The following is a 13,294-nucleotide window of genomic DNA, read 5'->3' as shown; positions in this document are numbered from 1 at the left end:
CCAAACTAATCTTTATTATTATTTAATTATTCTGACTATAGATGATATATTTAATATATGTAAATGGAGTAAACGGAAGGAGCATTATAAGCATGTTAACAATAAAAATGATTAACCAGGCTACTCATGAACAATATATGACATTACTAGATGGTATTTTTGAGCATTCGCCTTGGATTGCCGAAAAAGCAGAAAATGCAAAACCCTTCTATTCTCTGGAACATTTACACCAAGAAATGGTAGCCGTTGTAAAGAGCTCGTCACTCGAGCAAAAGCTATCACTAATCAAAGCTCACCCCAATTTAGGGGATCGAGTAGCTATGACAAAGGATTCAGTTAAAGAACAAGAAGGTGCCGGTTTACAGGATTTAACACCCGAAGAGTATGAGAGATTCATTTCGATGAACCACCGCTATATGGAGAAATTTAACTTTCCATTTATCTTGGCTGTTCGCGGAAAAAATAAACACCAAATTTACGAAGCGATGAAAACAAGAATTGAAAACACTGGTGAGAAAGAGTTCGAGTCTGCCCTTTCAGAAATTTATAAAATCGCAAAGCTGAGATTAGCGCAACGATTCGGGAAGTGACCTACCAAGAAAACAGATGCTTTATGGTCTGTTTGCCTCCTCATATTGAATATAATAAATGGAGTTCGTAGCTGAATGGATAAAACTAATGAGTCAAATTATATCACATCATCAATTTTACGAAAATGTCAAAATAGTAAAGGAGCAAACATGAGTGGATTAACGACACATATTTTAGATCTTACCCATGGAACTCCCGCAAGCGCAGTGGTAATTGAATTATTTTACCAGGAGGCTAGTGTAACATCTGAGGCAACCACAAGGGCGGCGAATTCGAATTGGACATTGTTAAAAACGGCTGTGACAAACCAAGACGGTCGACTTGACCAACCATTTCTTTCTGGCGAAGAAATGAAAATAGGAAGCTACGAGCTTGTTTTTCACATAGGCGACTATTTTAGAAGCCGAAGAGTTATGATTACTGAACCCCCATTCCTCGAACAAGTACCCGTACGCTTTGGCATTGCCGAACCAACCAAACACTACCACGTCCCACTGCTCGTATCACCTTGGGGATATCAAGTGTATCGCGGGAGTTAATAAAAGGAAAAAGAGATTGCATCCTTTTTTAGAGCAGCTGTTCTTAAATGGGCTGTTTTTATTTTAAAATAATAAACCCAGCCGTTTTGACTGGGGATCACCTTAACCTTAATATCCAAGTGCAGCTCCATCGCCTCTCGGGTCTGCACCTCCAAATTTAATTCCACTTTCCTGGTCAATTTTTATCGCTCCAGCATGGCCCATGACATCTGTATAATCCTCTAAAACCTCCACCACATGACCGCGCGCTTCAAGTTCTTGGGATACTTCAGTCGGAATTCTTGCTTCGATTTTCACACTATTGGATTCCGCTCCCCATGTTCGACCGTATAACCATCTTGGCGCTTCAATTGCTGCCTGAACCTGGAAAATCGTAATCTAGTATTCTCGTCACTAGTGCTGCCTGAGTTTGCGGCTGCCCTTCCCCGCCCATCGTACCATACACTAAGTAAGGTAGCTTATTTTTAAAAAGCATGGCTGGATTTAACGTATGATATGTTCTTTTGTTTGGCTCTAAGCAGTTCACGTGGCTTCTGTCTAATGAAAAAAAGCTACCGCGATTTTGGAGTACGACTCCTGTTCCCTTTGGAATAATACCAGAACCGTATTCATGATATATACTTTGAATCATCGAAACGGCATTTCCATCCTTATCAACCACACCAAGCCAAACCGTATCTCCCTTTGGATCCAATTGATTTTTGAGATTGACCGTCTTTGAAAATTGAATTCTCGCAGCCAACTCCTTGCCCCTATTAATAGATAACAGCTCATCTAATGGAATGGGTGAAAAATCTGGATCAGTTAAATATTGATCTCGATCCTCGAATGCTAGTTTAATCGCCTCAATGATTAAATGATAGTAATCTGCTGAACCTTCCTCAATCGACGGTAAATGAAAATGATTTAATATATTTAAAATCGATAAAGAGGCAAAGCCTTGTGTATTAGGTGGGAGGTTGTAAACATCGAAGCCGCGATAGTTAACCTTAATTGGTTGAACCCAATCTGAACGATGCGATACAAAGTCATCAAAGGTTAAAACACCTCCATATCCTTGAAGATCCTCCGTTATCACTTTTGCTAAAGTACCTTGATAAAAAAGTGCACTTCCTTCTTCCGCAATACCTTCTAATGTAAGGGCTAAATCAGTTTGTTTCATTAACTCTCCTGCGCGATAGGATAAACCGGATGATTTTGTAAAAATCCGCTTAAATTCAGAGAATCGTTGCAGATGTCGAAATTGATGGTCCTTTTCATCCAGATTGACATTTGTCCAATGTTCTTGGCTGTGTGTGACCGGAAAGCCATGTTTAGCATATCCAATCGCTGTTTGAAGCAACGCGTCCCAATCCCTACTCCCCTTCATTCTTTCCATTGAATAAGAATACACCTTTTCCCAGCCTGCAACTGCACCAGGAACTGTGTTTGCAGCAAGCACACCTCTTGCGGGAATTTTCCCAAGCCCAAGCTTTTTATAAAAATCAATCGTCGCCATTGCTCCAGACCGGCCACTGCTATTTAGAGCCTTTAATTCTTTTTCATGGGCATTATAAATCAGCCAAAAATTATCTCCGCCAATTCCATTCATATGAGGATAAACAACACCTATCGTCGAAGCCGCGGCAATTGCAGCTTCAAGTGCGTTTCCTCCCTCTTGCAAAATCTTCATACCAGCTTGCGAGGCCAAATAATGCGGTGCCGTAATTATGCCATTCGGAGCCATTGTTGTCGGCCGATGCGAAAAATGAGGTTGCTTCATCTGCTTCATCCCTCCAAATATGTAACTACCAAGGTCAAAAAACTGTATACTTTTTGCTTTTCCCTATTGGTCTTTTTCCTTAACATACCTGAAAAATCCTTCACACTTTAGAAAAATTTTAGATTCTGATGTTATAAGAAAAGAAAAAACGGTGAGTAATCCTATCGATCACTCACCGTATCAGGAGTTTTAAAAGTTTTTGTAAGACATAACGAATTTATTTTTGATACTTAGACAATTTTGTCGTTGGCGTTTCCGGTTTTTTTTCAGGACGTTTCGCTTTAAGGTTGGATGCCCATGTAACCCGTGATTTATATTTCTGTGTAAATTCTTTATTAACAAGCGCTTGCAAGCGATCACGATTTTTTTCAAGTGTTTCTTCAAGGGATTGGAGACGACGGGATGGGAAGGATAGTCCTGATAGTATGGTTGTAATGGTGGGGTCTGTTTCAGTAAAATAAGTCCCTTCAAATAACTGAAGCGGTTCTCCGACTTTTTCAAAGATTGCAGGGACATTAATAAGCTTTGAAATCGTTTCTGGTCCATCGTAAATCAGGCCAGCTCGGATGACGCCTTGGGCTTCAACTGGACAGAAAATCGAGTGCAACCAGGATTTTTGTACTTTCGCTGTGACATCTGCGGTTGTATTGGCACCTGTAATGGGTGTTTGACAAATAAGGGTTACTCCCCGTGTAGATAAGATATTCAAGAGGTCCGTCTCATCAAAGTTTCCGAATACAGAACTTTTTTGAGTCACTTTAAATACGTTGTTAATAGCTTCTATTACCTGCTGATTTGCATATTGATAAATCTGCTGCTTACTCGATTGAGGGTTCAGCTTCCGCACCTGGTCATTATCGACTAAAAATACTGAAGCGATGGAATCTATTTTTGAAAGCTCCTCAAGACATTCAGCTGTGTTAATCCGGTTTCCTGCCAACACATTTCGTTCTGGGACAACGGCGATTGCGCCAACTTTCACATCAGGAAGCTGGTCAATAAGCAGGTCAATTAAGATTGGGCTCATACCAGATCCTGTTCCTCCGTCTGTTGAGAAGGCAACCAACAAGAGCTTTATATTTTTAAAGGATTTCTTAACAAATTCAATCATTTCTTGATAATGATCATGTACTGCCCGCAAGCCGATTGAACGGTCCTGCCCAGCGCCAATATAGCCTTGAACAAAATACTTTTTCTCAACCTTTGTATTTACCATTCCATCTCGCTTATTCGTATTGATAAGAGCACTTTGAAACCCTGAGGCAGATGCAAATTCTGCAATATTACCTCCTGCTTGACCGATGCCCAAGATTCCGATTGATTTCATTTTATCCCCTCCTTCTCTTCTTATTTATGAATAATACTCGTATTTTATGTACTCAATTAAAAATGCCGACCCTATATATGAGTCGGCATCTTAAATGGTTTTCTTGCTTTTATAGTTCTATTAAGCTTTTACTGCTGATAGAGCTTTTGCTGCTTCAGCCACTTTCGCTAAGCCTTCAGAAATAATTGTTTCAGCTTGTGCTGGATTTGCATTGTGACCTTCGATAATAACTTCTTCGACAATTTCCATACCAAAAACGCCGCCAACAACGTTTTTAATATAGTTTGCTGCCATCTCCATAGGAGCTGCCTCTGGAGTTGAATAAATTCCACCACGCGCACTTAGAATAACAGCTTTTTTATCTGTCATTAAGCTAACTAATTGACCATTTTCATCATAATTGAAAGTGAAACCTGCTGCATATACATAGTCAATGAACGTTTGTAATGCTGCTGGGATTGTTAAATTCCATAATGGAAACGCGAAAACAACCACATCTGCAGCTGTTAGAGCATCCATAGCTTTTTGCTTTGCAGCTAATAGGCGTTGTTCTAAGTCAGTTAATTCTTCCCCTGCTTGAACTTTTCCAAATGCGTTAAATAAATCTTGGCCGAAATAAGGCATATCTTCAGCAAATACATCATAAGTCGTTACATTTACACCTTCAAGATTTTCCATAAAAGTTTCGTACATTTTACTTGAAATAGCTTCTGAAGCTGGGCGATTATTTGCTTTTACAACTAATACATTCATTATTCTCTATCTCCTTCAAATATCTTTAAAATAATTATCTCGAATTCATAATATATCAAACTAGTAAATAAGTCAACAAAAAAACATTATAATGATATTGTTTAATTTATTAAATTAAACAGCATTCATCCTGATATAGAGCAAATTTAGTTTTTATAAGAGTTGTCATTATATCATTTACCCGAGATAGAAAAAGGCTGTTGAGTAAACCTCAACAGCCAAATGGATCGTTAACAATTATTCATTTCCGGTTAATCCATTTACATCAATAAAAGGAGTAGCTCCACCTGTAACACTAGGCAACTTACCATCCCATTTTTGCAATGCTTTTTCTTGTACTTCAATTTCTTTTAATTGGATCAGCTCAGGCGTAACCTCTGCCTTCTTTAATCTCAAGGATTCTGCTTCTGCTTGTGCTTGAGTAATTTGCTGTTCTGCTTCAATCTTAATCCGTTCTAAATCTCTTGTAGCCTTTAAAGCATTTTGCTCTGCTGTTTGTTTCTGTTCAATTGCATTATTAAACTCTTCACTAAAAGCAAATTCTTTAATGTTGATTTCTTCCAATTTCATAAAATACTTCGTTAATTTCTCTTCTAGCATATCCTTAACCTTAGCTGATACTTCAGGTCTTTTTGAAATCAACTCTTCAGCAGTGTACTGTGCAGTTACAGCCTTTAAAGCCTCCGCAATCGCTGGGTCTATGATTCTTCCTTTATAGTCTAATCCAATTTCTTGATACAACTTATTTACTCCTGCAGGATCAACTGAAAAGTTAACAGCTACTGTTGCTGTAACCGTTTGTAAATCCTTTGAGGCTGCGGTTTGCGAGCTTTCTTCTTTTTGAACTCGAACCTCAATCGGTTGAACAGTTTGCACAAATGGTAGTTTAAAATGGAATCCCTCATCTAAGATACTGCTCTTGACCTCACCTAACTGTAAAAGGACCCCCCTATGACCAGATGGAACGGTAGTTACAGAAAAGAATAAAAGTACAATGACAATGACGCCAAGCACACCTGCAGTAATAAGATTATTCGGCTTCAAAAAAATCATCCTCTCAAGTTCTGCGACTATACTACTACTTATTTTCTATTATCTTATTGTTAATTAGCTTGAAAATAATAAATAAGAGTTAGTCGTATGAATTATTTGTCTACCTTAATATATACGGCTTATCCAACAAAAAGTTTCTATCATATATATTTTTTCTTGTTTAATAACTCACTGAGCGAAAAAAAGAACCTTATAAAATATAAGGTCCCTTGAAAAAAAGGTATCCGTTAAGAAGATGACGCCTCACCACCTGCATTTTCCCATTTCGTAATTTCCTCTCGCACAATCGGCGCCACTTCTTTACCAAGTAATTCAATTGCTTTCATCACATCATCATGAGGCATCGTCCCGACTGGAACGTGCAGCATAAAGCGAGTGATCCCAACATTTTTTCGAAGATGAATGATTTTTGCAGCTACCGTCTCTGGATCCCCTACGTATAAAGCTCCCTCAAAGCTCCGCGCGAAATCAAAGCTTGAACGATCGTATGGTCCCCATCCCCGTTCTCGACCTAATTTATTCATAACAAATTGGGTTGAAGGGAAAAATTTATCAGCAGCTATCTGGGTACTCTCAGCTATAAACCCATGTGAATGTGAGGCTACCGACAACTTAGTAATATCATGACCAGCTTTTGCTGCTGCTCGCTTGTATAGTCGTACAAGTGGTTCAAACTGAGTTGGGTGTCCACCAATAATGGCCAAAACCAATGGTAGCCCGAGATAACCTGCCCTAACGACAGATTCCGAATTTCCTCCACTCCCAATCCAAACCGGGTAATGGATTTTGTACTGGCCTCGGATATACACCTAAGTTCTGGATAGCGGGTCGATGCCCACCTTTCCATATTACTTTTTCCGAATCTCGAATTTTTAATAATAGTTCGAGTTTCTCTTCAAATAACTCATTATAATCATTTAAATCATAACCAAACAAGGGGAAAGATTCGATAAAGGAACCGCGACCAGCCATAATTTCTGCGCGCCCATTTGAAATGGCATCAACGGTTGCAAAATCTTGAAAAACTCTTACAGGATCCGCAGAGGAAAGGACGGTAACCGCGCTTGTTAAACGAATCGTATTTGTTTGTGAAGCCGCTGCAGCAAGTATAATCGCTGGTGATGAAGCTGCATAATCCTCTCGATGATGTTCACCAACACCAAAAACATCCAAGCCTACCTGATCAGCGAGGACAATTTCCTCAACTACCTCCCGTATGCGCTGGGCATGACTTATTACCTCACCAGTTACAACATCAGGTGTGGTCTCGACAAATGTACTTATTCCAATTTCCATAAAACACCTCCAACACTTCGATCCACTATATTGCTATTATCCCAATAATTCATAACATACCACGAATGATTACAAAATATAAAGAAAGGTGCTTTTAAATGGAATTTATTAGAGGAATCCTCACATTTTTTTCTAGTAATGAAAAAAAAGACTTCTATTAGCGAAGCCCGAATAGTGGAACTATTTTATATAAACCAGTAAATAATTAAATAAATTCACGAAAAACATTTCCGATAAGCTTTAACAATTATGCCATCACTTGCAGGTTCAAAAACAATCCCCCCAAATCTATTTCATAAATAAGGCGACATCAAATATTTTATTATTGGCCTGCTCATAGGTTTCTTCTTGTATATGAGCAAATCAACAATAATAAACTTTGTTGTTAACAGAGTGGTATATCTCATTCACAGAATAACGGATGGCTATTTCACATGGAAAAAGCCCAAATTATATGCTGTATAATTAAAGGATATTTCTCTTTTGTTATAATAAGAACTCAATATTTCATTATTAATCTATACCTAAAAATGTAACAATAACAAAAAAACAGCCCTTTTGGCTGTTTTTTTGATGCCCGGCAACGTCCTACTCTCACAGGGGGAGAGCCCCCAACTACCATCGGCGCTGAGAAGCTTAACTTCCGTGTTCGGTATGGGAACGGGTGTGACCTTCTCGCTATCGCCACCAGACAAGTATTAATTTGAGTAATTTCATTCCCTCAAAACTAGATAATGCAGAAGAAGAAAAACGTTTTTGGTTAAGTCCTCGATCGATTAGTATCAGTCAGCTCCACATGTCGCCATGCTTCCACCTCTGACCTATCAACCTGATCATCTTTCAGGGATCTTACTAGCTTGCGCTATGGGAAATCTCATCTTGAGGGGGGCTTCATGCTTAGATGCTTTCAGCACTTATCCCGTCCGCACATAGCTACCCAGCTATGCCTTTGGCAAGACAACTGGTACACCAGCGGTGCGTCCATCCAGGTCCTCTCGTACTAAGGACAGCTCCTCTCAAATTTCCTGCGCCCACGACGGATAGGGACCGAACTGTCTCACGACGTTCTGAACCCAGCTCGCGTACCGCTTTAATGGGCGAACAGCCCAACCCTTGGGACCGACTACAGCCCCAGGATGCGATGAGCCGACATCGAGGTGCCAAACCTCCCCGTCGATGTGGACTCTTGGGGGAGATAAGCCTGTTATCCCAGGGGTAGCTTTTATCCGTTGAGCGATGGCCCTTCCATGCGGAACCACCGGATCACTAAGCCCGACTTTCGTCCCTGCTCGACTTGTAGGTCTCGCAGTCAAGCTCCCTTGTGCCTTTACACTCTACGAATGATTTCCAACCATTCTGAGGGAACCTTTGGGCGCCTCCGTTACTTTTTAGGAGGCGACCGCCCCAGTCAAACTGCCCACCTGACACTGTCTCCTACCCCGATTAGGGGTATGGGTTAGAATTTCAATACAGCCAGGGTAGTATCCCACCGATGCCTCCACCGAAGCTGGCGCTCCGGTTTCTACGGCTCCTACCTATCCTGTACAAGCTGTACCAAAATTCAATATCAGGCTACAGTAAAGCTCCACGGGGTCTTTCCGTCCTGTCGCGGGTAACCTGCATCTTCACAGGTACTATAATTTCACCGAGTCTCTCGTTGAGACAGTGCCCAGATCGTTACGCCTTTCGTGCGGGTCGGAACTTACCCGACAAGGAATTTCGCTACCTTAGGACCGTTATAGTTACGGCCGCCGTTTACTGGGGCTTCGGTTCAAAGCTTCGCTTGCGCTAACCTCTCCCCTTAACCTTCCAGCACCGGGCAGGCGTCAGCCCCTATACTTCGCCTTGCGGCTTTGCAGAGACCTGTGTTTTTGCTAAACAGTCGCCTGGGCCTATTCACTGCGGCTCTTCTAGGCTTTAACACCCAAAAGAGCACCCCTTCTCCCGAAGTTACGGGGTCATTTTGCCGAGTTCCTTAACGAGAGTTCTCTCGCTCACCTTAGGATTCTCTCCTCGACTACCTGTGTCGGTTTGCGGTACGGGCACCTTTTATCTCGCTAGAGGCTTTTCTTGGCAGTGTGGAATCAGGAACTTCGGTACTATATTTCCCTCGGCATCACAGCTCAGCCTTTACGGAAACGGGATTTGCCTCATTTCCAGCCTAACTGCTTACACGCACATATCCAGCAGTGCGCTTACCCTATCCTCCTGCGTCCCCCCGTTGCTCAAACGATAATGAGGTGGTACAGGAATATCAACCTGTTATCCATCGCCTACGCCTTTCGGCCTCGGCTTAGGTCCCGACTAACCCTGAGCGGACGAGCCTTCCTCAGGAAACCTTAGTCATTCGGTGGATGGGATTCTCACCCATCTTTCGCTACTCATACCGGCATTCTCACTTCTAAGCGCTCCACCAGTCCTTACGGTCTAGCTTCAACGCCCTTAGAACGCTCTCCTACCACTGACATCGTAGATGTCAATCCACAGCTTCGGTGATACGTTTAGCCCAGGTACATTTTCGGCGCAGAGTCACTCGACCAGTGAGCTATTACGCACTCTTTAAATGGTGGCTGCTTCTAAGCCAACATCCTGGTTGTCTAAGCAACTCCACATCCTTTTCCACTTAACGTATACTTTGGGACCTTAGCTGGTGGTCTGGGCTGTTTCCCTTTTGACTACGGATCTTATCACTCGCAGTCTGACTCCCACGGATAAGTCTTTGGCATTCGGAGTTTGTCTGAATTCGGTAACCCGATGAGGGCCCCTAGTCCAAACAGTGCTCTACCTCCAAGACTCTTACTACGTGAGGCTAGCCCTAAAGCTATTTCGGAGAGAACCAGCTATCTCCAAGTTCGATTGGAATTTCTCCGCTACCCACACCTCATCCCCGCACTTTTCAACGTGCGTGGGTTCGGGCCTCCAGTTGGTGTTACCCAACCTTCACCCTGGACATGGGTAGATCACCTGGTTTCGGGTCTACGACCACATACTAATACGCCCTATTCAGACTCGCTTTCGCTGCGGCTCCGTCTTCTCAACTTAACCTTGCATGTAATCGTAACTCGCCGGTTCATTCTACAAAAGGCACGCCATCACCCATTAACGGGCTCTGACTACTTGTAGGCACACGGTTTCAGGATCTCTTTCACTCCCCTTCCAGGGGTGCTTTTCACCTTTCCCTCACGGTACTGGTTCACTATCGGTCACTAGGGAGTATTTAGCCTTGGGAGATGGTCCTCCCTGCTTCCGACCGGATTTCACGTGTCAGGCCGTACTCAGGATCCACTCAGGAGGGAACGAAGTTTCAACTACAGGGTTTTTACCTTCTTTGACGGACCTTTCCAGATCTCTTCATTTACCCCGTTCCTTTGTAACTCCATGTTGAGTGTCCTACAACCCCAAGAGGCAAGCCTCTTGGTTTGGGCTATGTCCCGTTTCGCTCGCCGCTACTCAGGGAATCGCGTTTGCTTTCTCTTCCTCCAGGGTACTTAGATGTTTCAGTTCCCAGGGTGTGCCTTCAATACCCTATGTATTCAGGTAAAGATACTACTCCATTACGAGTAGTGGGTTCCCCCATTCGGAAATCTCCAGGATCAAAGCTTACTTACAGCTCCCCGAAGCATATCGGTGTTAGTACCGTCCTTCATCGGCTCCTAGTGCCAAGGCATCCACCGTGCGCCCTTTCTAACTTAACCTAAAGGTTAATTCTCTTATTATTAAGAGAGAAAAAACTAATGTGGTGTTTCTTGTTTTCTTCTTCTTACGATTATCTAGTTTTCAAAGAACGAACGGTAAATGATAAGCTTCGCATTTCGTTGTCAGCTGCGCTTACTCAGGTCCTCATGTACGCTAAGTACACTCCGGCCTTCCCTCGCTTGCTTCCTAGAACTGCTCGCTTCTAATTTACCTTAAGTTTTGAGGAATTGCTCCCTCAAAACTAAACAAACAAAGCGGTCAACAGTACAGACCAGAAGGTCTGCATTCCGATTGTCTTTACGACAATATCCTTAGAAAGGAGGTGATCCAGCCGCACCTTCCGATACGGCTACCTTGTTACGACTTCACCCCAATCATCTGTCCCACCTTAGGCGGCTGGCTCCTTACGGTTACCCCACCGACTTCGGGTGTTACAAACTCTCGTGGTGTGACGGGCGGTGTGTACAAGGCCCGGGAACGTATTCACCGCGGCATGCTGATCCGCGATTACTAGCGATTCCAGCTTCATGTAGGCGAGTTGCAGCCTACAATCCGAACTGAGAATGGTTTTATGGGATTGGCTCGACCTCGCGGTTTCGCGACCCTTTGTACCATCCATTGTAGCACGTGTGTAGCCCAGGTCATAAGGGGCATGATGATTTGACGTCATCCCCACCTTCCTCCAGGTTTGTCACCGGCAGTCACCTTAGAGTGCCCAACTAAATGCTGGCAACTAAGATCAAGGGTTGCGCTCGTTGCGGGACTTAACCCAACATCTCACGACACGAGCTGACGACAACCATGCACCACCTGTCACTCTGTCCCCCGAAGGGGAACGTCCTATCTCTAGGAGTGTCAGAGGATGTCAAGACCTGGTAAGGTTCTTCGCGTTGCTTCGAATTAAACCACATGCTCCACCGCTTGTGCGGGCCCCCGTCAATTCCTTTGAGTTTCAGCCTTGCGGCCGTACTCCCCAGGCGGAGTGCTTAATGCGTTTGCTGCAGCACTAAAGGGCGGAAACCCTCTAACACTTAGCACTCATCGTTTACGGCGTGGACTACCAGGGTATCTAATCCTGTTCGCTCCCCACGCTTTCGCGCCTCAGCGTCAGTTACAGACCAAAGAGCCGCCTTCGCCACTGGTGTTCCTCCACATCTCTACGCATTTCACCGCTACACGTGGAATTCCGCTCTTCTCTTCTGCACTCAAGTTCCCCAGTTTCCAATGACCCTCCCAGGTTCAGCCGGGGGCTTTCACATCAGACTTAAGGAACCGCCTGCGCGCGCTTTACGCCCAATAATTCCGGACAACGCTTGCCACCTACGTATTACCGCGGCTGCTGGCACGTAGTTAGCCGTGGCTTTCTGGTTAGGTACCGTCAAGGTACCGGCAGTTACTCCGGTACTTGTTCTTCCCTAACAACAGAGCTTTACGACCCGAAGGCCTTCTTCGCTCACGCGGCGTTGCTCCGTCAGACTTTCGTCCATTGCGGAAGATTCCCTACTGCTGCCTCCCGTAGGAGTCTGGGCCGTGTCTCAGTCCCAGTGTGGCCGATCACCCTCTCAGGTCGGCTACGCATCGTCGCCTTGGTGAGCCGTTACCTCACCAACTAGCTAATGCGCCGCGGGCCCATCTGTAAGTGACAGCCGAAACCGTCTTTCAGCTTTCCCTCATGAGAGGGAAAGGATTATCCGGTATTAGCTCCAGGTTTCCCGAAGTTATCCCAGTCTTACAGGCAGGTTGCCCACGTGTTACTCACCCGTCCGCCGCTGATATCAGGGAGCAAGCTCCCTGATATCCGCTCGACTTGCATGTATTAGGCACGCCGCCAGCGTTCGTCCTGAGCCAGGATCAAACTCTCCAAGAAAGTTGATTTAGCTCGTTTTAAAACGTTGGCTCATGTTTTCTATTATTATAGAAGAAACATGATTATTATTGTTTGTTGACGTTTGTTTGTTTAGTTTTCAAAGAGCAACAAAGCATGTTATCTTTGCGCCACTGCGAAGCGACAAATATTAATATATCACATATTCACAGTGAAAGCAATAAAAACTTTTGAAGTTTTTCAAGTTTACTATGTTACTTAATTCCCCCCGTAAAAGTGCGACTTTTTAATAATAACATCTTCTTTTCTATTTTACAATTGAAAATTTTCACCAATTATAAAAAGAAGAAATGAAGATATACCAGCAACTTATTGACCATTTTGTATCAACTCGCTGCTGGGAGTTCTAATATTATCATTGGTATGCACTTCCTTCAAGTGGAAATGCCATC

General features: G+C 43.4%; 5 protein-coding genes, 3 rRNA genes and 2 pseudogenes. 2 read left to right on the top strand and 8 right to left on the bottom strand.

The genetic code is table 11. The annotated features are described in order from the left end of the window. Positions 1-92: 92 nt before the first annotated feature. Both uraD and uraH read left to right on the top strand, forming a co-directional pair. Positions 93-590 carry a 2-oxo-4-hydroxy-4-carboxy-5-ureidoimidazoline decarboxylase gene (uraD, locus tag RGF10_RS12180; RefSeq protein WP_318502413.1) on the top strand — a complete coding sequence of 166 codons (498 nt, stop codon included), beginning with the start codon at positions 93-95 and terminating at the stop codon, positions 588-590. Between the two features lie 150 nt (positions 591-740). Continuing rightward, positions 741-1,130, top strand: a complete 390-nt coding sequence (gene uraH / locus RGF10_RS12175) for a hydroxyisourate hydrolase (protein WP_318509438.1) — start codon at positions 741-743, stop codon at positions 1,128-1,130. 108 nt (positions 1,131-1,238) lie between these two features. On the opposite strand, the pseudogene ggt reads toward uraH, so the two are convergent. From ggt to RGF10_RS12130, 8 genes and pseudogenes are all read right to left on the bottom strand, one after another. After that, positions 1,239-2,892: pseudogene (gene ggt, locus RGF10_RS12165) on the bottom strand (gamma-glutamyltransferase). A gap of 217 nt (positions 2,893-3,109) precedes the next feature. Continuing rightward, the gene (locus tag RGF10_RS12160) at positions 3,110-4,219 is read right to left on the bottom strand and encodes an FtsZ/tubulin family protein (protein ID WP_318502409.1); all 1,110 of its coding nucleotides are present in this window, start codon (positions 4,217-4,219) and stop codon (positions 3,110-3,112) included. A gap of 120 nt (positions 4,220-4,339) precedes the next feature. Beyond that, a complete protein-coding gene (locus RGF10_RS12155) occupies positions 4,340-4,972 on the bottom strand; it encodes an FMN-dependent NADH-azoreductase (RefSeq protein WP_318502408.1) in 633 nt (210 codons plus the stop codon). 237 nt (positions 4,973-5,209) lie between these two features. After that, the gene (locus tag RGF10_RS12150) at positions 5,210-6,016 is read right to left on the bottom strand and encodes a prohibitin family protein (protein WP_318502407.1); all 807 of its coding nucleotides are present in this window, start codon (positions 6,014-6,016) and stop codon (positions 5,210-5,212) included. A gap of 236 nt (positions 6,017-6,252) precedes the next feature. Beyond that, a pseudogene (locus RGF10_RS12145) lies at positions 6,253-7,321 on the bottom strand (LLM class flavin-dependent oxidoreductase). 575 nt (positions 7,322-7,896) lie between these two features. Next, positions 7,897-8,013, bottom strand: a 5S ribosomal RNA gene (gene rrf, locus RGF10_RS12140). Between the two features lie 64 nt (positions 8,014-8,077). Continuing rightward, positions 8,078-11,016, bottom strand: a 23S ribosomal RNA gene (locus RGF10_RS12135). Positions 11,017-11,332: 316 nt separating this feature from the next. Then, positions 11,333-12,884, bottom strand: a 16S ribosomal RNA gene (locus RGF10_RS12130). Together the 16S, 23S and 5S rRNA genes form the textbook arrangement of a ribosomal RNA operon. Between the last annotated feature and the right edge of the window lie 410 nt (positions 12,885-13,294).

Origin of the sequence: Bacillus sp. T3, assembly GCF_033449965.1 — a bacterium.
In the GTDB taxonomy this organism is placed as follows: Bacteria; Bacillota; Bacilli; order Bacillales; family Cytobacillaceae; genus Bacillus_BU.
This window is presented reverse-complemented; position numbering and strand designations above follow the sequence as displayed.